Genomic DNA, 23,597 nt, shown 5'->3' with positions numbered 1-23,597 from the left:
TTTTATTTCACTCTAATAAATTGCTTTTCAAGTTTGGCAAGATCATTTTTAATACTTGCATCCATCACTTTCGTACCGACTTTAACTCGGATACCACCGATAAGATCTGGATTTATTTCATTTGTTATCATTAGTTTTGAAAGTTTTGTACGTGATTTTATAATTGAATCAATACTTGCTATTTCATCCTCAGATAGTTTATAAACTGATTCAATAACTGCAAAGTCTTGATTATGATATTCATTATATAAGGTTTCAAAAGCTAAAAATATTTCATGAGTATATGTAAGGTGGCGATTACTTGCAAGCACCATAAACATATTCTGTAAATATTGATTTGCATGTCCAAAAATAATAGCAACAAAACGTTGACGTTGTGTTACATCTTTTTGCGGATCTGTGTCTAATTCTTTTAATTTTCCAACTTCAGGTTGTACTGCTTCGTCAATTGTTGAAAATTCTTCATACATTTGATCGAGTAACGCTTTTTCTTTAGCAGTATCAAATAACGCTTTTGCATATTTTTTTGCTACATTAGCCATTATTTATCGCCTGCCTCTTTAATGTACTTTTCAACTAATTCTTTTTGATCTTTTTCTGAAATTTCTTTTTGAAGTACTTTTGAAGCAATAAGTACTGAAAGTTCAGAAACCTGATTGTTAATATCCGCAAGTGCACGTTCTTTTTCACTGTTTATTTCATTTTGTGCTGTTTCAATCATACCATTGGCTCTAATGTTGGCTTCGTGAATGATTTCTTCGTGCTGTTTACGGGCTTGTATTTTAGACTCTTCTAAAATTTTATGAACCTCTTCTTGTGTTTCTTTTAGTGTTTGTTTGTTTTGTGCTTCTAGTTTTTGAGCATTTAATTTAGCTTGTTCAGCATCGTCGATATCTTTATTAATATCGTGTTCACGTTTGTCCATCACTTCTTTAAGTGGGCCCCAAGCAAACTTTTTCAATAGTAAAAGTAAAATGGCAAATGTAGCAATCGTAACAATGATTGTTCCCCATTGTACACCGCCGCCACTAGCCGCACCTAGAACGAACATATTAGTCGTAGCAGTCACTTTCATAGACACTCCTTTCATCCAGTATAATCATAAGGTATTTTGATAAAAACGAACGGCGAGAGCCCAGAAGACTTCGCCATAAAGACTAGTTTACTTATAGTGACATGAAAGCGATAACTACACCTATAATTGGTAACGCCTCAACTAAACCGATACCGATGAACATAATACCCATTAATTGACCACGTGCTTCTGGTTGACGAGCGACACCTTCTACTGTTCTTGAAACGATAAGACCATTACCAATACCTGCACCAAGTGCTGATAAGCCGATTGCGATTGCTGCTGCGATTAAATTCATTTAAAAATCCTCCTAATTTGTTCTTTTTATTTTTTAATTTAATGACTCTTTTGTACTTTGTGTGACATATATACCATCGAAAGCATTACAAATATATATGCCTGAATCGTACCGATAAAAATTGAGAATCCTTGCCATACAATTAGGCCAGGTAATCCGATTAGCCAACCCCATGCTGGGAAGTCGAATACTAAACCTGCCAATAATCCTAGCAATAATTCACCTGCAAAAATATTTCCGTAAAGTCGTAATCCTAGCGTCAATGTTGAAGTGAATTCTTCAAATACATTGATGGGCAATAGGAATATTGGCTTTGTATAATTTTGGAAATATCCTTTAGTTCCAACCATTTTAACTCCATAATAATGTGTTAATAGTATTATCAGAGTTGATAATGTTAGTGTCACAGTTGGATCGGCTGTGGGAGATTTCCACCACAGGGTGTGTCCCGAAATTAATTGAAACGGTAATCCAAGCATATTACTAACAAATATGAAAAAGATTAATGTAACGGCTAAGAAATGGAACTGACCGCCTTTTGACCAAGCCATGTTACTTTCAATAATCCCTCTTACGAAATCAAAAACCCACTCAATAAAGTTTTGTTTGCCTGTTGGACGTTTCTTGAGGTTACGTGTACAAATAATAGCTATTACAAAAACAATAAACGCCGTAATCAACATCATCATAATCGATGATAGATTAAACACGATGTCTAGACCGAACACATTCCAACTGACTAGAGGGTCTTTATGATCCATGCTTTCTCACCTCTTTCATTATAAATTTTATTTCTTGTGTAAAAATGGTTTGAAAACAATTAAAACATAAGAAATCATTAAACCAACAACTACTCCAAAAATGTTTATATAGTCCTTATAAAAATACCATGTCGTACAAGCTAATATCACTATCAAATATCTCCAAATGTTGCCCGTTGAAATATGTATGTTATCCTTTTCTTTTGCTTTCGCCAAATAATATTCAAAAGTAAAAGTATTGATTAGCGATCCGATCATACCAATTATAAGACCTAATATAAATGTAGAGTATGTGAAAATAAACACAATTACAAGTACAATAATACAATATAAATAGTATTGTATGTACTGATTAAAAATGATGTTGAAACGTTTCATTTCAGTGCCTCGCTTCACCTTATCTTTCATATATGAAAACCATTCCAATCATACAATTTTAATAATAATATAGGGTACTTTACGTGTCAATTCTATTCAAATTGTAATTCAATTTTTTACAAGAATGTCACAAAAATGACACATAAATACATAATTATTTGAAAGAAGAAGGTTTTTTATCAATTAAACCGAAAAAATATTTAATATTTTGACAAATTCTATATGATGCATTGCCATCTCCATATGGATTTTGAGCTGTGCTCATCGTCTCATATAAATTTTTGTTGTCTAATAGCTCTTTGGTTGCTGCAAAAATGTCCTTTGTATTTGTACCTACAATTCTTAATGTACCCGCTGCCACACCTTCTGGCCTTTCTGTTACATCCCTTAGTACGAGCACTGGTTTGCCTAATGAAGGCGCTTCTTCTTGTACTCCACCAGAATCAGTTAAAATTAAATAAGACTGGTGTGCAAAATTATGAAAATCAACAACTTCTAATGGTTCTACAAGCTCGATTCTCGTGTGGTTTGACAAATAATAATCTGCAATTTCGCGTACTTTAGGGTTTTTATGTATTGGATATACGACAACAACATCCTCGTATGCTTCGACAATATCACGTACTGCTTTGAAAATATGTGCCATAGGTTCTCCAATATTTTCTCGTCTATGCGCAGTTAAGAGAATAATACGTTTGTTTTTATGCTTAGCTATGATTTCTGATTGATAACCATTATGAATTGTCGTTTTCATAGCATCAATCGCAGTATTGCCTGTCACTACGATCGTGTCTTCTGGTTTGTTTTCAGCGATCAAATTGTTTGCAGCATTATTGGTAGGAGCAAAGTTTAAATCAGACATTACTCCTACCATTTGTCTATTCATTTCTTCAGGAAATGGAGCGTATTTATTCCAAGTTCGTAAACCAGCTTCGACATGTCCGATTGGGACTTGATTATATAATGCTGCTAAGCTTCCGGCGAATGTACTCATAGTATCTCCGTGAACAAGTATCATATCTGGTTGCGCTTCCTTTATCACATCCTCTAATCGAATGAGTATGCGAGAAGTTATATCAGACAATGATTGACCCTGTTTCATAATATTCAAATCATAATCAGGTGTTATGTCAAAGCTCTTCAAGACAGAATCTAACATTTCTCTGTGTTGCGCAGTCACTACAACGATTGGTTGTAATTCAGAATCTTTCTCCAACTCTAAAACGAGCGGTGCCATCTTTATCGCTTCAGGACGTGTCCCAAAAACAGTCATAACTTTTTTCATACTACTCCACTCCTGGGTTAAACTATTTTGTACCGAATAAACGGTCACCAGCGTCACCTAAACCAGGTGTAATATAAGCATGGTCATCTAATTTCTCATCTAATGCTGCGATATAAATATCAACATCTTCATGTGCTTCTTGTAATTTTTCTACACCTTCTGGAGCTGCAATCAGACACATAAATCTGATGTGTTTAGCGCCACGTTTTTTAAGTGAATTAATCGCTTCAATTGCGGAAGCACCAGTCGCTAGCATTGGATCAACTACTACAATTTCTCTTTCTTCAATATCTTGTGGTAGTTTTACAAAATACTCAACTGCTTCTAGTGTTTCGGGATCTCTGTATAACCCAACATGACCTATTCTTGCTGCCGGCACTAAATTTAAGATACCTTGTGTCATACCAAGTCCCGCTCTTAAAATGGGAATAAATGCTAATTTTTTACCTGTTAGTCTCTTAGCTATCATTTTAGTGACTGGTGTTTCAATTTCTACATCTTGTAACTCTAGATTTCTAGTTACTTCGTATGCCATCAACATACCAACTTCATCTACGAGTTCTCTAAATTCTTTTGTACCTGTATGTACATCTCTAATGTAACTTAATTTGTGTTGAATAAGTGGGTGATCAAAAACATGTACGTTGCCCATAATTACTTCCTCCAATTTAATTATATAAAGGATGTTTCGTAGTTAATGCTTTAACTCTTTCTTGTCCTTCTTTTAATGTTGTTTCATTTTCAGGATCTTTTAGCACTAGGCTAATAATTTTGGCTACTTCTTCAAATGCCGCTTCATCAAAACCACGTGTTGTAGCTGCTGGCGTACCAAGTCTTAAGCCACTTGTTACAAAAGGTTTTTCTTGATCAAACGGAATTGTATTTTTATTACAAGTAATACCTATTGAGTCCAAGGCTTCTTCTGCTACTTTACCAGTAATATTGACTGATCCTTTTACATCTACGCATACTAAATGATTATCAGTACCACCAGATACTACTCTAAAACCTTCTTTATTTAATGTATCAGCTAATGCTTTTGCATTTTTTATCACTTGTTGTTGATATGTTTTGAAATCATCTTGAAGTGCTTCACCAAACGCTACAGCTTTAGCAGCAATAACATGTTCTAAAGGGCCCCCTTGAATACCTGGGAAGATTGTTTTATCAATTTGCTTTTTGTATGCTTCTTTACATAAAATCATACCACCACGAGGGCCGCGTAATGTTTTATGTGTTGTCGTAGTTACAAAATCAGCGTATTCTACTGGGCTTGGGTGTAGACCCGCAGCTACTAATCCGGCGATATGCGCCATATCCACCATCAATTTAGCGCCAACTTCATCAGCAATTTCTCTAAAACGTTTGAAGTCTATTGTTTTTGAGTATGCAGATGCGCCAGCAACAATTAATTTAGGTTGATGCGCTTTTGCTACTTTTAAAACTTCGTCATAGTCTATTTGTTCACTCTCTTTGTCGACACCATATTCGACAAAGTTATAAAATTGACCACTAAAGTTTACTGGTGCACCATGAGTTAAGTGTCCACCATGACTTAAATTCATACCTAATACAGTATCTCCGTGTTCTAATGCAACGAGATAAACAGCCATATTTGCTTGTGAACCAGAATGTGGTTGAACGTTAACATGTTCTGCACCAAACAATTGCTTAGCTCTTTCAATAGCTAATGTTTCAGATACATCTACGTATTCACAACCACCGTAATATCTTCTGTTTGGATAACCTTCAGCATACTTGTTAGTTAATACGGAACCTTGAGCTTCCATAACTGCTTCCGACACAAAGTTTTCTGATGCGATTAACTCTATATTGTTATTTTGACGGTTGAACTCGTTTTGAATCACTTCATAAATTTCTTTATCTTGATCTTTAATAAATGACATTAGTAAACCCTCGTTTCTGTATTAGTTATATTTTGCTCTTTCGCCACCAATTTTCTTAGGTCTTGAAGAAGCGATTGTAACAATTGCTTCGCCAATTTGCTTCACGCTTGTACGCTCAGGTATCGCTACATGTTTAATATGCATACCGATTAATGTTTGGCCAATATCAATACCTTTTGGAACGTTAATTGTTTCAACGACTATAGGGTCAGCCATATGTTGATATGCATATGTAGCTAAACTACCTCCAGCATGGACATCAGGTACAACGGTTACTTCTTCCATCGTTAGGGGATCGAAATTTGCTTTTTCAATAGTAATTGCTCTATTGATATGTTCACAGCCTTGAAATACAAAAGAAACGCCTGTTTCCGTTTCAATCTCTTTTAATGCTTCAAATATATCTTTTGCTACCTCCATTGATCCAACACTACCTATGCGTTCGCCAATCACTTCTGAAGTAGAACAACCTATAATGCAAAGCTCATCGTCTTTAAAGAAAGATTTAGATTTTAATTCATCTAATAACGCTTTTAAATCCTCCATGTTCAACACCCCTTATTTATTTTGATATAAAGTAAGCCAAAATACATAAGTCCAATCAGACAAATTTAATTGCTAGCAAATTTGCTACACGTTATTATTATAACGTATTTAATGAGTTACTCATACTAATTTCACATATTTATTTACTCTAATATTTTATTTTTTAATTTTCCAATCAATGAATTTAATTCATTATAAATTTCAATATAATCTGATTTAGTTCCTCCGAACGGATCAGCGACATCATCACCATGCAATACATACTCACTTAAAGTGAATATATGTGTACCTTTACCATACATTTGTTTAATTGCTTCTTTATGGCTTGTTGACATGGTCAAAATAAGATCCGCATTCATATCAATTTCAGTGAACTTTTGAGCATTTTCTGGTATTGTTAATTGTTTTTCTCTTACGATAGCGCGTGTATATTCTGATGTAGGTGCACCATCTATTGCAAACAAGCCACGTGATGCAACTTCAATATCTGGCATTTTAGCTTTTGCAATACTTTCTGCCATCGGACTTCTGCAAGTATTTCCAGTACAGACAAAAACGATTTTCATAAAGTTTCTCCTTTAACAATGGTATAATTTGCTGCCTTTTGCATACGATTCATGATAGCAACTGCATCATCACGATTTTCAAATCCAAATATATAAGCCTCTTTAATATTTTCATTTTGATCTATATCATGCAATATTTGATACAAATTATGATTTGCACCTTTAATATCTCTTTCATTTTCACATAGTGGAATGAAAGTTGCATTTTCAGGAATATATTTCAGTTTATCTTTTGGAAATATAAAAGCGACATTACGCCAATCTTTACTTGAGGATAGTTGTTGATGAACCGCGTATACAATTGTTATTGGGGTATCTGGTGCATAATGTTTATATTTCATTCCTGGAGCTATGGGCTTTTCTTGATTCAAATCCTCTTTTGTTGAAATAGATCCAGGCAACACATTTTCAATCATAGATTTGGTAATAGACCCTGGACGAGCTATCCTAAACGGATATTGTGTACAATCTAACACTGTACTTTCTAGACCTTCTTCACTTTGGTCACCATTGACAATACCATCAATTCTTTGGTTTAAATCACGATATACGTGTTCAAAATTAGTTGGAGAAGGTCTACCACTTAAATTAGCACTGGGCGCAGCAATCGGTATATCTACAAACTCTAATATTTTCCTTCCAATCGGGTGACTCGGCATCCTAACTGCTATGGATGAAAGTCCACCACTTACACTTTCACATAAAAAACCTTTTTTCAGTGGTAAAATAAATGAAATTGGACCAGGCCAAAATTGATTCATTAGCATCCTAACTTCTTGTGTAATATGCTTTGTAAATGCATCTAATTGTTTAACATTATGTATATGAACGATTAGAGGGTTATCTGAAGGTCTACCTTTTGCTGCATAAATATTTTTTATAGTCTGTTCATTTCTTGCATCGCCACCTAAACCATATACTGTTTCAGTTGGTATAGCGATGAGTCCACCAGCTTCAAAAACATTTTTTATTTCATTATAAGTATCTATATTAACATCGTCTGTCAGATGATTCCTCAAATCCCATATTTTTGTTTCCATCTATACACACCCTTTCATCTTAATTTCAATTTTAAAACAAAATAAGAAGTTATGCACCTTCATGACTTATCATGTTCAGCACACAACTTCTTAAGTTACCATTCGAAAGAAATAATTCTATCATTATTGTTAATATCTTTTATTATTTGAACACAAACAGCAGGATATTTTTCTTCAATTTTTTTCTTTAAAGTAAGGCCTTGTTTATAACCAATTTCAAACACAACTATTGCATTGGGTAATAATACATCTGGCAATTGTTCTAAAATCTTATCATAAACTTGAAAACCATTATTTTCAGCAAATAAAGCACTGGTAGGTTCATATCTCAATACTGTATCTTCCATTAAAGTTTTTTCGCTATCAGCTATATATGGTGGATTTGAAATTAATCCATTCACTTTAATATTTTTCTCTATTAAAGGATTTAAGGCATCACCTTGTAAAAATGTAATGTCTACATCATGATACTGAGCATTGTCTTTTGCCACCGATAAAGCTGCATCATATAAATCTGTAGCTAAAACGTCCAAGTATTGATTCATTTTTTTAAGTAAAATAGGTATGTTGCCACTACCTGTGCCTATATCTACAACTTTATCTCCAGACTTCACCAAATTATAAAAATGCAGTAATACTTCTTCTGTTTCAGGTCTCGGAATTAAACAGTGTTCATTCACTTTAAATATTTCACCATAAAAAGATTGTGTGCCTACAATATATTGAATAGGTTCACCTTGTAACATCCTTGCTTCCGCATTATCAAACAACACGTTGTGTGCTTCTGTCATAATTTCGTCAGCATGCAACAAATAATCTGTTTTTTGCCATTGAAATAAATCAAGCATCAACCATTCAGCTCTTGTTACTTCAATACCTTTTGCTTCACATTTGCTTTGTGCAGTCTTCAATCTTTCTCTATAATTCACCGTCATTCAGTTCTTTCAATTTATCTGTTTGTTCAGCTAAAGTTAGTGCATCAATAATCTCATCTAACTTACCTTCCATAACTTGCTCTAATTTCTGCAATGTCAATCCAATACGATGATCCGTTACACGACTTTGTGGGTAATTGTATGTTCTAATTCTCTCTGAGCGATCACCTGAACCGACAGCTGATTTACGCTGTGCTGCATACTTTTGTTGTTCTTCTTGTAATTTCATATCAAACAAACGTGCCTTTAACACTTTCATTGCTTTTTCACGGTTTTGAATTTGAGATTTTTCTGATGAAGTAGCAATAACACCCGTTGGCAAGTGTGTGATTCGAACGGCTGAATCTGTAGTATTTACGTGTTGCCCACCTGCCCCACTAGAACGATAGGTATCTATTTTAATATCTTCATTACGAATTTCTATCTCAACATCTTCAACTTCTGGTAATACGGCAACTGTAGCTGTAGACGTGTGAATACGTCCACCTGACTCTGTTGCTGGTACACGTTGTACACGATGTGCGCCATTTTCGTATTTCAATTTACTATAAGCGCCTGTGCCTGAAACAGAGAAACTAATCTCTTTGTATCCGCCATGGTCACTTTCAGTAGCTTCTACTATATCTGTCTTATAACTATGCGCTTCAGCGTATCTAGAATACATTCTAAATAAATCTCCAGCAAATATTGCAGCCTCATCTCCACCAGCAGCTGCACGAATTTCAACAATTACATCTTTTTCATCATTTGGATCTTTTGGAATTAACAAGAATTTTAATTCTTCTTCTAATTCTGGAATTTTTTGGCTCAATTCTTGCTTTTCATCTTTGAGCATTTCAACTTCTTCTTCATCTTTTGTTTCCTGTAACATTTCATCTATTTCAGTTACATCTTCTTTAACTTGTTTATATTCGCGATACACTTCAACTGTTTTTTGCAAATCAGCCTGTTCTTTTGAATATTTTCGTAAATTATCTGGGTTATTTACGACTTCAGGATCACTTAACATTTCGTTTAATTGTTCGTATCTTTCTTCTACAATGTCTAATTGATCAAACACTACATTTCCTCCTTCTCATGATTACTTGGTGCAACGATATGATGTGCCCTACATCTAGGTTCATAGCTTTCGTTTGCGCCGACGAGAATCACAGGGTCATCTATTTTTGCTGGATTGCCATCAATTAACCGTTGTGTACGGCTTGATGACGAGCCACATACTGCACAAACAGCTTGTAGTTTAGTCACTTCTTCACTTACTGCTAATAAATGAGGTATCGGTTCAAATGGTTCACCTCTAAAATCCATATCTAAACCTGCAGTAATCACTCTATGTCCCTTTTCAGCTAATTCTTCTACAATATGAACAATGTTGTTTTCAAAAAATTGAACTTCATCGATTGCTATAATATCAAAATTTGATAAATCGTGTTTATAAATCTCAGCTGCTGTTGAGATATTAATTGCCTCAATTGCATTGCCATTATGCGAAACAATTTTATCTTTATGATAGCGGTCATCTATTGCTGGTTTAAATACAACCACCTTTTGTTTAGCATATAGTCCACGTCTTAAGCGACGAATTAATTCTTCAGATTTACCACTAAACATGCTTCCAGTTATACATTCTATCCAGCCGGAATGATAAGTTTCATTCATTATGCGTTCCACCCTTTTTCAAAACATAATCGGTTTATTATATCATATTTTCCATCTTAAAATATCAATTTCTCTTAAGTTATTTGTAATTTAATATGTAATTAATGTACTAAAACATCGGCACTCTTTTGGTTTTACCTTTCCATCATCCATGTTAAATAAAAAAGCATTCTCATAAAATGAGAATGCCTTATTACAACAATTATTCGTTGCTTGATTTGAATCCGAATTTCTTGTTGAAACGTTCCACACGACCATCCGCAGCAGCGAATTTTTGACGTCCTGTGTAAAACGGATGTGAATCAGAAGAAATATCTAAACGAATAACTGGGTATTCATTTCCATCTTCCCATTCCATCGTTTCTGATGAAGATTTTGTTGAACCACTTAAGAATTTAAAATCTGTAGTTGTATCTAAAAAGATAACTTTGTGGTATTCAGGATGAATATTTTGTTTCATTTTTTTCAGCTCCTTTGCCCTGAACCATCTGGAACAGAGTTGTTTGTGAGTTTTTTTACCCAATACTTGATAATTATAATTGTTATAAAACTAAAACGCAACCCTAAATCACATTTTTAAATGATAAGCCGCTTTAAATAATTGGCTTTCCAGTTTTAGTACTCTCCTTGGCAGCTTCCTGTAATTGTTCAAAGAATTCTTGATTCGTTTTTGTTCGTTTTAATTTTCTTACAAATCTTTCTGTAAAATCAAGTGAATCTGTAAACATGTTACGCAGTTGCCAAAGTGATTCTAAATCTTTTGGTGATATTAGCAATTCCTCTTTACGTGTAGAACTTCGACCAATATCAATAGCTGGAAATACACGACGTTCAGCAAGTTTACGATCAAGATGTAATTCCATGTTTCCTGTTCCTTTAAATTCTTCATATATCATATCATCCATACGAGAACCAGTATCCACTAACGCAGTAGCTAATATCGTCATACTACCACCAGCTTCAATATTTCTTGCTGCACCAAAGAACGCCTTAGGTTTGTGTAATGATGCTGGATCTAAACCACCTGAAAGTGTACGTCCACTTGGCGGGATAACCAAGTTATACGCACGTGCAAGTCTTGTAATGGAATCCATTAAAATAATGACGTCTTTACCTATTTCTACTAAACGCTTTGCACGTTCTAATAGTAATTCTGCTACTTTGACATGATGCTGTGGAGGTTCATCAAATGTTGAGTGAACAACTTCTGCCGATTCAACAGAACGCTCTATATCAGTAACCTCTTCTGGTCTTTCACCCACAAGTAGCACAAATAATTCTGCATCAGGTTTATTGATTGCGATGGCATTTGCAATTTCTTTCAATAATGATGTTTTCCCAGCTTTAGGCGGGGCAACAATCAAACCACGTTGTCCTAAACCGATTGGAGTAATTAAATCCATAATACGCGTAGAATAGTTTTCTTTTGTTGTTTCTAACTTGATGCGTTCTTCTGGGTATAATGGTGTTAATGCTTGGAAATGTGGTCTTTTCTTAACTTCTTCTGCATTCTCATCATTGACAAAATCTACTTGTAGCAAACCATAATACTTTTCATTATCCTTGGGTTTTCTTACTTTACCAGTTACTTTATCGCCTCGTTTAATTTCAAAACGACGTATTTGACTAGCAGATATATAAATATCTTTTTCACCTTTTGAATAATTGACAGTTCTTAAGAAGCCGTAACCATCTTGTTGGATATCATCTAAGATACCTTCCATATAATAGTTTCCATCTTTTTCCATTTGCGCTTCCATAATTGCAAGAACTAACTCTTTTTTATTTAATTTACTATAATTTGTTAATTTCAGTGATTTTGCTTTTTGAGTGAGATCTTTAGTAGTGTAATTTTTATATAACTCGTGGAACGATTCGTACTGAGGTGATGTTCGTACTTTTTCAGGCATTATCTTGCACCCATTTCATAAATAAGTTTTAAATAACATAATGAACTACGCTATTTACCTTTATAACTATAGCAAATATTTTATTTAATTACAAAATGTATTTCAATAATTGAAATTTATAAATACTGCTTTAAAGCTAATTAGTTAATAAAACAGTATGTTAAATTGTAAAACTTTACTTTATATTTCAAATTTTCTAAATATAATAAGCCCCAAGATATAAATATCTTTAGCTCAAGCGTAATTATCAATTGCTATTGAAACAATACAGAAGTTGTTATTTACATATTGCGATGTACTTATATTAGGAATTAAAATTTCAGTTTCAACGAATAATATAAGTTAAGTCTTAGTTTATAGCGATTTAAAAACGTGCTGACGCCCGGGGAAATGATATGAATGAGAGACTACAAACTCGAATCATATCCCCAGGCAAGCATGCACGATCGAAATCGCAAGATTAAAAAAGTGACTAATCCATCATTTATACTCATGTTCAGTTGAATTATTTGGTGAATTTAAAAATTCAACTTTCCATTAATTGTATATGATAAATCATGTTTTCTATTGTTATAAAATAGTTACTTCTTTAAATAATACGGAGATGTTTTTGTATGATGACACATCACTTATAGCGATTGGGAAACGTGCTGACGCCCAGGGAAATGATATGAATGAGAGACTACAGGCTCGAATCATATCCCCAGGCAAGCATGCACGATCGAAATCGCAAGATTAAAAAAGTGACTAATCCATAGACCTATGGATTAGTCACTTTTAAGCGTGAGATTTTTGTCTCAGTTTGTTTTGTTACAACATCTCACTTAGTTTTTATAATAGATTATTAATTATAATATCCTGCAATAGATTTAACTTCTAAGAATTCTTCTATACCATAATCTCCCCATTCGCGTCCTAAACCTGATTGTTTGTAACCACCGAATGGTAAATCTGGTTTACGTCCAGCTTCATTAATTTCAACTGTTCCAGCCTCAATTGAACGTGCTACTTTGTGAAGTTTTTCTTTATCTTCTCCATATACATAACCAGCTAAGCCATATTTCGTATCATTTGCAATTTCAATAGCTTCGTCTAAATCATTATACGTAATTACAGACATTACAGGACCGAAAATTTCTTCTTGTGCAATTGTCATATCATTTTCAACATTATTAAAAATAGTTGGTCTTGCAAAATAACCTTTTTCTAAGTTTTCAGGTTTTCCAGGACCACCATATAATAATTCGGCACCTTCTTCTACACCTTTATCAATATATGATTGAACCTGATCAAATTGTTTTTTGCTAATAATTGGTCCTACTTGTGTACCTTCTTCACGAGGATTACCAACTTTAACTTGGCTAAATTTTTCTTTAACAGCTGTTAAGAATTCTTCTTTTATACTTGCTGGTACTAATGTTCTTGTTCCTGCAGTACAAACTTGGCCTGTGTTATTAACGACTTTGCCAGTAGCTGCACTTGCAGCGCCATCGATATCAGCATCATCTAAAATTATATATGGAGATTTACCCCCTAATTCTAATGATACTTTTTTGAAATCTTCAGCTGCTTTTTTCATAATACTCGCACCAGTTGGACCAGATCCAGTAAAGGACATCATTCTCACTTTTGGATGTTCGCTAAGCGGATTTCCCACACCTTGGCCGTCGCCATTTACTAAGTTAAACACGCCTTTAGGTACGCCAACTTTATCAAATATTTCTGCTAAAATAATTGCTGCAAATGGTGTTTCTTCTGATGGTTTTAACACGACCGGACTTCCCGCTGCAAAGGCTGCAGCTAATTTTAATGAAGTTTGGTTAGTTGGAAAATTCCATGGTGTAATTAATCCTGCAACACCAATCGCTTCTTTGACGACTAAATCGTCACCGCGTCTTTCTTCAAATTCAAAATTATCTAATGCGTCTCGTGCTGCTTCAAAATGATCTAATCCCATTTGGTAATGGACATTTTCAGATACTTTTAAAGGAGCTCCTAATTCGTCGGTTATTGCGTCAACGATATCATCTTTTCTATTTTTATATTCTTGAACGATTTTATCTAAGAGTTCTTTTCTTTCTTCTACAGAACTGTGTCTAAATTCTAAATATACATTATCTGCCGCTTCTACCGCTTTATCAACATCTTCTTTATTACCTTTAGCAATTTTACCTGCTACTTCTTCTGTTGCTGGGTTGATAACATCAAGTGTTTCTCCGCTTGAACTTTCTACCCATTGTCCGTTGATATATTGTTTAGTGAAGTTTCTCATCTATTATTCACTCCTTAATTTGTGTTCATATTTTTATTCTAACCTAGATTTTTAATTTTAAAACATATCTGCTCATATCAAATCTTTTCAAACGTTGTTATTACAGGCTTTCACGCATGATAATTGCACATTGTTGTAAGAGCATTAACTAACTATACGACGACATGAAATAACAGTGATAGCCTAAAAATTATGATTATTAAGCATAATACGATATGTCAATCACCTAAGTCATTTTAAATTATTGCAAAAAGATGGCTCAACAATAAATAAAAAAAGCTATAAAGAAATCTTTAAACAAAGATTTCTTTATAGCTAACCTAAGTATGTTAAAAATAACCTCGAAATAACATTTATCTGTAAATAAATATTACGTAGAATATTAAATTAAAAAGCTAAAATCTTTAGCTTTCTAACTCAATATATTCTTGGGCCCATTTTTCCATAGGAACCAATGCCGTTGCCAAGGCATCACCTTTATCTGTAAGTTGGTATAAAATGTTCATAGGACTAGTAGAAATAATCTTTTTCTCTACAAGCCCCCATTCATTTAGGTCTGTTAATTTTATGCTAAGCGCACGAGGCGTAATTGTTTTCAAATCACGCTTCATATCAGAAAAATGAGCAGATTTTTCTGTGCATCTAGACAAGTAATTAATGATAAGACCGTTCCAACTTCTGCCTACTATTTTAAAGGTCTCTTCTAGATAAGGGCAAACCTCCATGGTCATCACCTCATATCAATTATATTTCCCACTGCATAAACTATAATTATGTTTTATTCATTCAGTATAATTATTATACCACATGTTTTATATTTTTTCAGTCCAAATGTCTGCACCAAGTGATTTTAGTGTTTTAACAATGTTAGTATAACCACGATAAATATGCTTTACATTGTAAATTGTAGTAACACCTTCAGCCAATAAACCAGCTACAATAAGACAAGCACCTGCACGTAAGTCACTCGCGTATACTTCTGCACCAGTTAATTTTGATGGTTTGATAGTAGCAGTACCATTATCTGATGTAATATGAGCACCCATTTTTTTAAGTTCTTCTACGTGCTTGAATCTAGCAGGATAAATTGTTTCAGTCACAAAAGATACGCCATCAGCCATAAATAATAACGGCGTGATAGGTTGTTGTAAATCTGTGGCGAAACCAGGATATACTAATGTTTTGATATCTACACTAGCATATGGTGCACTCCTCTTAATTGTTGCACTATCATCGCTGACATTAATGTCTACACCAAGCTCTTTCAACTTAACAGTTAATGGCTCAACATGAGTAGGAATAATATTATTAATTACAATATCTTCACCACAAGCTGCTGCAATACACATATAAGTTCCTGCTTCGATTCTATCTGGAATCACCTGATGATGTGATCCATGAAGATGCTCAACACCTTTTATTTTAATAGTACTCGTACCAGCACCTTTAATATTAGCACCTAAACTTGTTAAAAAGTTTGCTACATCAACAACTTCAGGTTCTTTCGCTGCGTTTTCAATTACAGTTTGCCCTTCAGCTCGAACTGCTGCCAACATAATGTTAATTGTAGCACCCACACTAACAATATCTAAAAATATGTTAGCTCCTATTAAACGATCAGCTTCAATTTTCATAGATGTTTCACTGGATTCATCAATATGCGCACCTAATGCTTTAAAACCTTTGATATGTTGATCAATTGGTCGTGGACCTAATGGACAACCGCCTGGTAAACCAATCACGCATTTTTTAAATCTACCTAACATTGCTCCCATCATATAGTATGATGCACGTAATGATTCTACTTTGTTATTAGGTAACGGCGCATTTTCAATTTCATTTGGATCAACTTCAAGGGTCATACCTTCTAAGTTTGCCTTAATGTTCAAATCACCTAATAAACTCACAAGCGTTTCAACATCTGAGATTTGTGGCAACCCTTCTATTGTAACTTTATCTTCCGCTAATATTGTCGCTGGAATAATTGCTACAGCACTATTTTTTGCACCATGATTATTAACTTCACCTTTTAGTGTTTGACCGCCTCTAATTTTTATTACTTCTTGAGCCATTCGCTTGATCTCCTTTGCCTTTCAATCAGTATTTCAATTTAATTACATTATTTGCATTATAAAGTAAAAAAATACAGTTTGCAAAACACACCAATGAAACAAAACCTTTTTAATTTAAATTTATGTATTGCTTCACTTTTATGTATACTATAATGATATATTCATTCCCGATTTAATAGGATTCAAATCCTACTTGTCTTATTTCTGTTTAAAAATTATATTAATTTTTTCAATTTACTTAATTTTAATGCTCATAGATTATAACATAAAAAAATAAGACTGCGACATTAAAAATTGTCGCAGCCTTCTCAGTTTAATCATCAAGATTGTTATATAATACTAACCTTTTTATTATAAGCCGATTATTTAGCTCTATTTGATGTACCAAACTCTTTAATTTTACCAATTACTGTTGTTTTAATTGCTTCACGTGCTGGTCCTAAATATTTACGAGGATCATACATTTCTTGATCATTGTCTAAAGCTTCACGTACTGCTTTAGCAGAAGCAATTTGGTTTTCTGTATTAACATTGATTTTTGCAGTTCCAAACGGAATCGCTTTTTGAATGTCTTTAGTTGGGATACCAGTTCCACCATGTAATACTAATGGTAAACCTGTTGAAGCACCAATCTCTTCCATTTCTTTAAATCCTAATTTTGGTTCACCTTTATACGGTCCATGAACTGAACCTAATGCTGGTGCTAATGTATCTATACCTGTTTTTTCAACAAGCTCTTGACACTCTTTAGGATCTGCATAAATAACACCTTCAGCAACAACATCGTCTTCTTGTCCACCAACTGTACCTAATTCTGCTTCTACTGATACACCATGTTCGTGAGCGTATTCAACTACTTTTGATGTAATTGCTATGTTATCTTCAAATGATTCATGAGAAGCATCAATCATAACTGAAGTGAATCCAGCATCAATAGCTTCTTTACATTTATCAAAACTTGAACCATGATCTAAGTGGATTGCAACTGGAATCGTAATTTCTTTATCGTGCATTAATCCTTCTACCATTTTAACTACTGTATAGAATCCACCCATATAACGTGCTGCACCTTCAGAAACTCCTAAAATAACTGGAGCATTTTCTTCTTGTGAAGCTTCTAATATCGCTTGTGTAAATTCTAAGTTATTTAAGTTGTATTGACCAACCGCATAACCATTTTCTTTTGCATCGATTAACATTTCTTTCATTGAAACTAAAGGCATGAAAGTTCCTCCTTAGTGCATTAAGCACATATTTTTACAATTTAATTATATCAAAATCCCAAACAATTTGCATTCTTCTATTCAATTGTAAGCGTTTTTAATTTATTTTTTCAATTTATTACTTTTAAATCAGTCTTTAATTTTCATGTTTTTATATAAAATTGCAATATTTACTACCATTATTTACAATAAGTTGAGTGAATAGAACGGAGGTACATATATGTCTAAAATTTTGAACACACAATTAAATGGTGTTTTTAATCGAATAGAAGCACAAGCTTTAGATATTCAAATGGCAGCTCAATGCTTAATTCAAGCAATTGGCGGTGAAGGTAATGTATTTGTTAAAGGTTATGGAGATTTGAATTTTTTTGAAAGTTATATATTAAACAGTAATGAAAAATTAGAGTCTAGTATAGCGCTACGCTCACTCAATACATTTGAAGATATTGATACAACAGATAGAGTGTTTCTCTTTTCTCCTTATTATACTGAGGATGTAGAAAAAGACGTTAACGCATTAATTGCAAACGATGTAGATTTTGTCTTAATTTGTAATAAGCCAAAGACAGAAAACTTTCAGGATCATTTATTTCATTTTATTAATTTAAGTACGCCTAGACCTATTGTCTATACGGAAGATTACGATAAAATTGTTATACCACATCCTATTGCATTTAATTATATTTATTATGATATATATACACAAATGGTTGAAATGGTTAGAGATTTAAATCTTTAGCATTTCATCAAATTTAATAGACAATCTGATTTAAAAAAAGGCTGAAACGTATGTTATCGTTTCAGCCTTTTTACAACTATATTTACTTAATCTGTTGGTGTTTCAATGATGCTTCTATAAACGCTTTGAATATAGGTTGCGGTCTATTAGGTCTAGATAGGAATTCTGGATGGAATTGACATGCGACAAAGAAATCATTTTCCGGAATTTCTACCATTTCGATTAATCTACCATCTGGACTAGTTCCAGAGAATATCATGCCTTTTTCTTCTAATTGATCTCTATATTCATTATTGAACTCATAACGGTGACGATGTCTTTCTTCTATATCAACTTCACCATAAATTTTATGCGCTAAAGTTCCTTCTTTTATATGGCATGGATATAGACCTAATCTTAACGTACCACCTAAATCTTCAATATCTTTTTGTTCAGGCAATAGGTCAATAATCGGATGTGGTGTTGAAGGATCTAGTTCTGCAGAGTGTGCATTTTCAAAGCCAAGTACATTTCTAGCAAACTCTACTGTAGCAAGTTGCATACCTAAGCAAATACCGAAATATGGTACATTATTTTCTCTCGCGTATTTGATAGCAGAAATTTTTCCTTCACTTGCTCTGAATCCAAATCCACCAGGAACTAAAATGCCATCAACATCATTAAGTATATCATGTACATTTTCATCAGTTACTTCACTAGAATCTATCCATTTAACTTCAATATCTTTTTTAAATGGATAACCTGCATGTTTTAATGATTCAACAACCGATAAATATGCATCTTGAAGACTGACATATTTACCAACTAAACCAATAGTTATTTTGCCATCTAAACTATTGACTGTATCCAATAAATATTGCCATTCATCTAATTGAGTATCGTATTTAGCGTTAAGTTCTAAGCGTCTAATTACGATATCATCCATGTCCTGTTTACTTAATTGTAAAGGGATTTCATAGAGTGAATCTGCATCACGACATTCAATTACACTTTCTTTGTTAATATCACAGAATAAAGCAATTTTATCTTTTAAATCTTGCGTTAGTTCATATTCTGTACGTACTACGATTAAGTCAGGTTGAATACCTAAACCACGTAATTCTTTAACACTGTGTTGCGTTGGTTTTGTTTTCATTTCACCGGCAGCTTTTATAAATGGTAAAAGTGTACAATGTACGTACATGACATTTTCACGACCTAAATCACTACGAATTTGTCTAATCGCTTCAATAAATGGTAATGATTCAATATCACCAGTAGTACCACCAATTTCAGTAATAACTACATCAGCATTTGTACTTTCTCCTGCTAATAGTAAACGTTCTTTAATTTCATTTGTAATATGAGGGATTACTTGGACCGTACCACCAAGATAATCACCACGACGTTCTTTTTTCAAAACATGTGAATAGACTTTACCAGCTGTAACATTTGAATATTTATTTAAATTAATATCAATAAATCTTTCATAATGTCCTAAGTCTAAATCTGTTTCCGCACCATCATCAGTAACAAATACTTCACCATGTTGGTATGGACTCATTGTACCTGGATCAACATTTAAATATGGATCAAATTTTTGTATTGTAACTTTTAACCCTCTATCTTTTAATAAACGTCCTAAAGATGCTGCTGTGATACCTTTACCTAATGAAGATACAACTCCACCAGTTACAAAAATAAACTTTGTCATTTTCTGCCTCCTATTATTAAAACAGTCATTCTCACAATACCAACAAAAATTTATGGCATGTTTCATTAATCATTGAAATGGTTATAATTTATCTAAACGTCAAAGCTTTATAATTTTTAAATATCATTATATTCACTATAAATAACGTCATAAATTAAAATTTTATAAAATTTGTATAGTAATTCAAATAAAAAAATCGCTCCCTCTCACAGCATTTGCAAGGGGGAGCGTATAATATTTATACACGTCGTCCTAATTAAAGGAGCCCGAATAAAATTTTATCATTTTCGCAGAAAAAGTCAAATGAATATTGATAGATTATTGATTAATTTTCTTTATCTTCGTCCTCTTCATCATATTCTTCTTCGTCTTCTTCTAAATCTTCATCTTCGTCATCATCTTCATCAATAACGATTTCATTTTCAGGAATTTCTTCGTCCACTTCTTCTTCATCAGGTTCTTCGATTGTCTCTTGGTCATCAGTAACTGCTGGGATGTCATCATCGTCGTCAGCTTCATCTTCACCAAGTAATTTTAATGTCTTATCTTCTTCATCGTCGTCGTCTAAAATGTCGAATTTTTGGATAGTTGGTGCTATTTTTTCTTCAATATCAGCTACTGAATACCAATCACGTAAGCCCCATATATTTTCTCCAACATTTAGGAAACGACCATCTGTATTTAAGTCTGTATAGAATTGAACAATTCTATTCTCAATTTCGTGGTCTTCGTAATGACCTAATGCTTTAAATTCATCAATAATATCATATAAGTTCATTGTATCGCCTTTTTCAAGTAATAATGTATAGGCCATATCAATAAATGATTTCTCGTCAACCATTTCTTTAGTGTAATCTTGAATTCTCATTATTTATTCTTCCTTTCAGAGGCATTTATGCATTTATCCAAATCAGTACTATTCATCTTAAGTAATAATAACAAAAGTAAATTATAAATGACAATCCCTGATTTCGCAAACACTATTAATAATTTATATATTTTTCAAATACAGAAAAATCTTCAGCTGTTTCAATTTCAACAAAATTACTATTTATACATAATGGTTTTAATTCATTATTTTCTCCATAAAGTGTAATCGTTATAAGTTTGATACCTTCAAAATGCTTTCGAATATATGTAGGTAATTGTCTTAACGCACTTTCTGCTATACCATTATGTCTCTCTGATTTATCAACTTCAATTGAATTGATATTCATACGTTGCCCATGTTGCTCAATTGCTATAAAACCTACTTTATCATCATCTTTCATCATATCAATGATATAAACGTCATAAGACGACGTATCTCCATTTGCTGTTAATTTTAAAGAAGACACATGTTTAGAATCTAAATCTAAATAATAGAGACGTTCTTTACCGATAGGCCCTTCTTCTTTCGTAGCAGCATGCATAAAACCTGCACGTTCATATACATTCCATGCACCTTTATTTTCTGCATCTACGACTAAGTATAAATGATTAAAATTTGGAAATAGCTTTTGGACATATTGTGGCAAATACATCATCATTTTTGTACCATATCCAAATCCTTGAAAGTCTTCATTTACAGATAAAGAACGAACATATATAACCTGTTTAGGTGTATCGTAACCTTCATGTTGATAATATTGATGTAATACAAAGAAACCGACTACTTCACCTTCATCATTTAAGGCGATGTTAGCCACTCTGTCTTCGTCCTTTAACGCATCATCAAGCACGTCTTTGGGCAAAGAAGAATATATCTGTTGACGCTCGCTCAATTTAAAATGATATAAAGCTGATTTATATTTTTCTTCAAAAACTTGAATTGTAATATTTTCAAATGATTCTTTAATAAACATATTTTATCCCCTATTGTGATTAGCTTTTATTAGTTATTAATACCACTTTTACATTAATATAATCGAAATTTGAACATTTTATCTTATTAGTCTAAGAAACAATTCATGAGCCAATTGACTTCAAACTGATCTTTCACTTGTCCATGCATCGCATTAAAAAATGTTTTAGACAGAGGCATATGAGGGTCTCCTGCTTCACTTAATTTATCATACACTTGTTTTTGAGTAGCCAAATCATCGAAAGTTAAAATAATGTTCGTATTGTCATTGCTCCATTCACGACCATATGTACTGGAAATATGTAATACAACTGTTTCATTAACATGAAGCTCCGCATGTAAGGTTTTCCCGTTTGTTTCATTTAATATTTTTTCGTTACCACCAAACGCATTTTTATAAAATGTAAGAGCCTGTTCTACATCATCTACTTTAATAAACGGGCTTAAATTCATTAAAACCATCCCTTTCAAATTTTCTATAGTTGATTTTCCCTCATTTTATTATAATATAAGTTATAATGTAAATTTTTTTAGGAGGTACACAGATGAAAATAGGCATTGATGCCGGCGGAACACTTATAAAAATTGTTCAGGAGGATAATGGCAATCGACAATATACAACAAAATTAACTACTGAAATTAATGAAGTCATTGATTGGTTAGGACAACAATCATGTGAAAGTATTAGCTTAACAGGTGGTCAAGCTGGAACAATTCAAAATAAGTTAAAATGTGAATCACGTATCTTTGTAGAGTTTGATGCTGCTGCAAAAGGTTTAGAACTCTTGTTAGAAGAACAAGGTCATCATTTAGATAATTACATTTTTACTAATGTTGGTACCGGAACATCACTGCATTATTCAAATGGCGAAAAGCAACAACGTGTTGGCGGTGTTGGAGCAGGTGGTGGTATGATACAAGGCCTTGGTTATTTATTAACTGGATTAAAAGACTACAAACAATTAACAGATACTGCCCAAAAAGGTGAGCGAGAATTTATTGATTTGAAAGTAAAACATATCTATAAAGATAGTGAACCTCCGATTTCAGGTGATTTAACTGCTGCTAATTTTGGGCATGTACTGCATAATTTAGACAAAGATTTTTCAGATTCTGACAAATTAGCTTCATTGATTGGTGTCGTGGGGGAAGTCATTACTACGATGGCTATCACAGTAGCGAGAGAATATGGTACTGAAAACGTAGCTTATATTGGTTCTTCTTTCCATAATAATCATTTACTGAAAGAAGTTGTTAAAGATTATACGATATTGCGTGGTTTCAAACCATTTTATATTGAACACGGTGCCTTTTCCGGCGCATTAGGTGCAATACATCTACAATAAAAATTACCATGACATAAGTATAAAAAATTGAAGTTTCTATACTTAT

26 protein-coding genes are annotated in these 23,597 nt (G+C 33.2%); 2 read left to right on the top strand and 24 right to left on the bottom strand.

The features are described 5' to 3' along the window. Positions 1 to 2: 2 nt before the first annotated feature. The 20 genes from KA873_RS09645 to fdaB all read right to left on the bottom strand — a co-directional run bounded on the left by KA873_RS09645 (position 3) and on the right by fdaB (position 17,927). Positions 3 to 542: a F0F1 ATP synthase subunit delta gene (locus tag KA873_RS09645; protein WP_107384840.1), complete on the bottom strand. Its 540-nt coding sequence runs from the start codon at positions 540 to 542 to the stop codon at positions 3 to 5. Continuing rightward, positions 542 to 1,069, bottom strand: a complete 528-nt coding sequence (locus KA873_RS09640) for a F0F1 ATP synthase subunit B (RefSeq protein WP_107384851.1) — start codon at positions 1,067 to 1,069, stop codon at positions 542 to 544. Before KA873_RS09640 ends, KA873_RS09645 begins: the two co-directional genes overlap by 1 nt. A gap of 97 nt (positions 1,070 to 1,166) precedes the next feature. Further along, positions 1,167 to 1,373, bottom strand: coding sequence for a F0F1 ATP synthase subunit C (atpE, locus tag KA873_RS09635; protein WP_002482721.1), 207 nt, complete (start codon positions 1,371 to 1,373; stop codon positions 1,167 to 1,169). A gap of 38 nt (positions 1,374 to 1,411) precedes the next feature. Further along, complete coding sequence (gene atpB / locus KA873_RS09630; RefSeq protein WP_019468297.1) at positions 1,412 to 2,134, bottom strand: F0F1 ATP synthase subunit A; 723 nt, start codon at positions 2,132 to 2,134, stop codon at positions 1,412 to 1,414. Positions 2,135 to 2,161: 27 nt separating this feature from the next. After that, entirely contained in the window at positions 2,162 to 2,512 is a 351-nt protein-coding gene (locus KA873_RS09625) for an ATP synthase subunit I (protein ID WP_107504823.1), read from the bottom strand. A gap of 154 nt (positions 2,513 to 2,666) precedes the next feature. After that, positions 2,667 to 3,797 (bottom strand): non-hydrolyzing UDP-N-acetylglucosamine 2-epimerase, encoded by a 1,131-nt coding sequence (gene wecB / locus KA873_RS09620; RefSeq protein ID WP_107384842.1) that lies wholly within the window; start codon positions 3,795 to 3,797, stop codon positions 2,667 to 2,669. A gap of 22 nt (positions 3,798 to 3,819) precedes the next feature. After that, positions 3,820 to 4,449 carry a uracil phosphoribosyltransferase gene (gene upp / locus KA873_RS09615; RefSeq protein ID WP_019468295.1) on the bottom strand — a complete coding sequence of 210 codons (630 nt, stop codon included), beginning with the start codon at positions 4,447 to 4,449 and terminating at the stop codon, positions 3,820 to 3,822. 16 nt (positions 4,450 to 4,465) lie between these two features. Beyond that, on the bottom strand, positions 4,466 to 5,704 hold the full coding sequence (glyA, locus tag KA873_RS09610) for a serine hydroxymethyltransferase (RefSeq protein ID WP_107386306.1): 1,239 nt from the start codon (positions 5,702 to 5,704) through the stop codon (positions 4,466 to 4,468). 21 nt (positions 5,705 to 5,725) lie between these two features. Further along, the gene (locus tag KA873_RS09605) at positions 5,726 to 6,250 is read right to left on the bottom strand and encodes a TIGR01440 family protein (protein ID WP_107384845.1); all 525 of its coding nucleotides are present in this window, start codon (positions 6,248 to 6,250) and stop codon (positions 5,726 to 5,728) included. Between the two features lie 143 nt (positions 6,251 to 6,393). Then, on the bottom strand, positions 6,394 to 6,816 hold the full coding sequence (locus tag KA873_RS09600) for a low molecular weight protein arginine phosphatase (RefSeq protein ID WP_107504814.1): 423 nt from the start codon (positions 6,814 to 6,816) through the stop codon (positions 6,394 to 6,396). After that, positions 6,813 to 7,856, bottom strand: a complete 1,044-nt coding sequence (locus KA873_RS09595) for an L-threonylcarbamoyladenylate synthase (RefSeq protein WP_107384847.1) — start codon at positions 7,854 to 7,856, stop codon at positions 6,813 to 6,815. Before KA873_RS09595 ends, KA873_RS09600 begins: the two co-directional genes overlap by 4 nt. A gap of 95 nt (positions 7,857 to 7,951) precedes the next feature. Beyond that, on the bottom strand, positions 7,952 to 8,791 hold the full coding sequence (gene prmC / locus KA873_RS09590; protein ID WP_107504813.1) for a peptide chain release factor N(5)-glutamine methyltransferase: 840 nt from the start codon (positions 8,789 to 8,791) through the stop codon (positions 7,952 to 7,954). Beyond that, positions 8,775 to 9,851: a peptide chain release factor 1 gene (gene prfA, locus KA873_RS09585; RefSeq protein WP_019468289.1), complete on the bottom strand. Its 1,077-nt coding sequence runs from the start codon at positions 9,849 to 9,851 to the stop codon at positions 8,775 to 8,777. The genes prmC and prfA overlap by 17 nt, the downstream gene beginning before the upstream one ends. After that, positions 9,851 to 10,450 (bottom strand): thymidine kinase, encoded by a 600-nt coding sequence (locus KA873_RS09580; RefSeq protein WP_107384849.1) that lies wholly within the window; start codon positions 10,448 to 10,450, stop codon positions 9,851 to 9,853. The genes prfA and KA873_RS09580 overlap by 1 nt, the downstream gene beginning before the upstream one ends. A 202-nt stretch (positions 10,451 to 10,652) precedes the next feature. Further along, positions 10,653 to 10,910 (bottom strand): type B 50S ribosomal protein L31, encoded by a 258-nt coding sequence (locus KA873_RS09575; protein ID WP_019468287.1) that lies wholly within the window; start codon positions 10,908 to 10,910, stop codon positions 10,653 to 10,655. 133 nt (positions 10,911 to 11,043) lie between these two features. Then, entirely contained in the window at positions 11,044 to 12,360 is a 1,317-nt protein-coding gene (gene rho / locus KA873_RS09570) for a transcription termination factor Rho (RefSeq protein WP_107384850.1), read from the bottom strand. A gap of 844 nt (positions 12,361 to 13,204) precedes the next feature. Beyond that, positions 13,205 to 14,632, bottom strand: a complete 1,428-nt coding sequence (locus KA873_RS09565; protein ID WP_210140275.1) for an aldehyde dehydrogenase family protein — start codon at positions 14,630 to 14,632, stop codon at positions 13,205 to 13,207. A 404-nt stretch (positions 14,633 to 15,036) separates the two neighbouring features. Then, a complete protein-coding gene (locus KA873_RS09560) occupies positions 15,037 to 15,357 on the bottom strand; it encodes a winged helix-turn-helix transcriptional regulator (protein WP_107385296.1) in 321 nt (106 codons plus the stop codon). Positions 15,358 to 15,444: 87 nt separating this feature from the next. Beyond that, positions 15,445 to 16,704 (bottom strand): UDP-N-acetylglucosamine 1-carboxyvinyltransferase, encoded by a 1,260-nt coding sequence (locus KA873_RS09555; RefSeq protein WP_107385295.1) that lies wholly within the window; start codon positions 16,702 to 16,704, stop codon positions 15,445 to 15,447. A gap of 362 nt (positions 16,705 to 17,066) precedes the next feature. After that, positions 17,067 to 17,927, bottom strand: coding sequence for a class IIb fructose-bisphosphate aldolase FdaB (gene fdaB, locus KA873_RS09550; RefSeq protein WP_107505277.1), 861 nt, complete (start codon positions 17,925 to 17,927; stop codon positions 17,067 to 17,069). Between the two features lie 220 nt (positions 17,928 to 18,147). On the opposite strand from fdaB, the gene KA873_RS09545 reads away from it, so the two are divergent. Beyond that, positions 18,148 to 18,669: a DUF2529 family protein gene (locus tag KA873_RS09545; protein WP_107384757.1), complete on the top strand. Its 522-nt coding sequence runs from the start codon at positions 18,148 to 18,150 to the stop codon at positions 18,667 to 18,669. Positions 18,670 to 18,751: 82 nt separating this feature from the next. On the opposite strand, the gene KA873_RS09540 is transcribed toward KA873_RS09545, so the two are convergent. The 4 genes from KA873_RS09540 to KA873_RS09525 form a co-directional block, all read right to left on the bottom strand. Then, a complete protein-coding gene (locus KA873_RS09540) occupies positions 18,752 to 20,362 on the bottom strand; it encodes a CTP synthase (RefSeq protein ID WP_107384758.1) in 1,611 nt (536 codons plus the stop codon). A 325-nt stretch (positions 20,363 to 20,687) separates the two neighbouring features. Beyond that, positions 20,688 to 21,230 (bottom strand): DNA-directed RNA polymerase subunit delta, encoded by a 543-nt coding sequence (gene rpoE, locus KA873_RS09535; protein WP_107384759.1) that lies wholly within the window; start codon positions 21,228 to 21,230, stop codon positions 20,688 to 20,690. 115 nt (positions 21,231 to 21,345) lie between these two features. Continuing rightward, a complete protein-coding gene (locus KA873_RS09530) occupies positions 21,346 to 22,206 on the bottom strand; it encodes a GNAT family N-acetyltransferase (protein WP_107384760.1) in 861 nt (286 codons plus the stop codon). A gap of 86 nt (positions 22,207 to 22,292) precedes the next feature. Further along, positions 22,293 to 22,658 (bottom strand): VOC family protein, encoded by a 366-nt coding sequence (locus tag KA873_RS09525; RefSeq protein ID WP_181187764.1) that lies wholly within the window; start codon positions 22,656 to 22,658, stop codon positions 22,293 to 22,295. A gap of 92 nt (positions 22,659 to 22,750) precedes the next feature. Here KA873_RS09525 and coaW point away from each other — a divergent pair, with 92 nt between their 5' ends. Next, the gene (gene coaW, locus KA873_RS09520) at positions 22,751 to 23,551 is read left to right on the top strand and encodes a type II pantothenate kinase (RefSeq protein ID WP_019468276.1); all 801 of its coding nucleotides are present in this window, start codon (positions 22,751 to 22,753) and stop codon (positions 23,549 to 23,551) included. Positions 23,552 to 23,597: the final 46 nt, after the last annotated feature.

Source organism: Staphylococcus sp. GDY8P45P, from assembly GCF_017892745.1.
Classification (GTDB): Bacteria; Bacillota; Bacilli; order Staphylococcales; family Staphylococcaceae; genus Staphylococcus; species Staphylococcus cohnii.
This window is presented reverse-complemented; position numbering and strand designations above follow the sequence as displayed.

Bases quoted from the DNA above. Each gene is read 5' to 3' on its own strand.
- fdaB (WP_107505277.1), bottom strand. From the start codon at position 17,927: ATGCCTTTAGTTTCAATGAAAGAAATGTTAATCGATGCAAAAGAAAAT.
- KA873_RS09605 (WP_107384845.1), bottom strand. From the start codon at position 6,250: ATGGAGGATTTAAAAGCGTTATTAGATGAATTAAAATCTAAATCTTTC.
- rpoE (WP_107384759.1), bottom strand. From the start codon at position 21,230: ATGAGAATTCAAGATTACACTAAAGAAATGGTTGACGAGAAATCATTT.
- upp (WP_019468295.1), bottom strand. From the start codon at position 4,449: ATGGGCAACGTACATGTTTTTGATCACCCACTTATTCAACACAAATTA.
- KA873_RS09580 (WP_107384849.1), bottom strand. From the start codon at position 10,450: ATGAATGAAACTTATCATTCCGGCTGGATAGAATGTATAACTGGAAGC.
- coaW (WP_019468276.1), top strand. From the start codon at position 22,751: ATGAAAATAGGCATTGATGCCGGCGGAACACTTATAAAAATTGTTCAG.
- KA873_RS09540 (WP_107384758.1), bottom strand. From the start codon at position 20,362: ATGACAAAGTTTATTTTTGTAACTGGTGGAGTTGTATCTTCATTAGGT.
- rho (WP_107384850.1), bottom strand. From the start codon at position 12,360: ATGCCTGAAAAAGTACGAACATCACCTCAGTACGAATCGTTCCACGAG.
- wecB (WP_107384842.1), bottom strand. From the start codon at position 3,797: ATGAAAAAAGTTATGACTGTTTTTGGGACACGTCCTGAAGCGATAAAG.
- KA873_RS09530 (WP_107384760.1), bottom strand. From the start codon at position 22,206: ATGTTTATTAAAGAATCATTTGAAAATATTACAATTCAAGTTTTTGAA.
- KA873_RS09565 (WP_210140275.1), bottom strand. From the start codon at position 14,632: ATGAGAAACTTCACTAAACAATATATCAACGGACAATGGGTAGAAAGT.
- KA873_RS09575 (WP_019468287.1), bottom strand. From the start codon at position 10,910: ATGAAACAAAATATTCATCCTGAATACCACAAAGTTATCTTTTTAGAT.
- prmC (WP_107504813.1), bottom strand. From the start codon at position 8,791: ATGACGGTGAATTATAGAGAAAGATTGAAGACTGCACAAAGCAAATGT.
- atpE (WP_002482721.1), bottom strand. From the start codon at position 1,373: ATGAATTTAATCGCAGCAGCAATCGCAATCGGCTTATCAGCACTTGGT.
- KA873_RS09625 (WP_107504823.1), bottom strand. From the start codon at position 2,512: ATGAAACGTTTCAACATCATTTTTAATCAGTACATACAATACTATTTA.
- KA873_RS09600 (WP_107504814.1), bottom strand. From the start codon at position 6,816: ATGAAAATCGTTTTTGTCTGTACTGGAAATACTTGCAGAAGTCCGATG.
- atpB (WP_019468297.1), bottom strand. From the start codon at position 2,134: ATGGATCATAAAGACCCTCTAGTCAGTTGGAATGTGTTCGGTCTAGAC.
- KA873_RS09545 (WP_107384757.1), top strand. From the start codon at position 18,148: ATGTCTAAAATTTTGAACACACAATTAAATGGTGTTTTTAATCGAATA.
- KA873_RS09560 (WP_107385296.1), bottom strand. From the start codon at position 15,357: ATGGAGGTTTGCCCTTATCTAGAAGAGACCTTTAAAATAGTAGGCAGA.
- glyA (WP_107386306.1), bottom strand. From the start codon at position 5,704: ATGTCATTTATTAAAGATCAAGATAAAGAAATTTATGAAGTGATTCAA.
- KA873_RS09525 (WP_181187764.1), bottom strand. From the start codon at position 22,658: ATGAATTTAAGCCCGTTTATTAAAGTAGATGATGTAGAACAGGCTCTT.
- KA873_RS09595 (WP_107384847.1), bottom strand. From the start codon at position 7,856: ATGGAAACAAAAATATGGGATTTGAGGAATCATCTGACAGACGATGTT.
- KA873_RS09645 (WP_107384840.1), bottom strand. From the start codon at position 542: ATGGCTAATGTAGCAAAAAAATATGCAAAAGCGTTATTTGATACTGCT.
- KA873_RS09555 (WP_107385295.1), bottom strand. From the start codon at position 16,704: ATGGCTCAAGAAGTAATAAAAATTAGAGGCGGTCAAACACTAAAAGGT.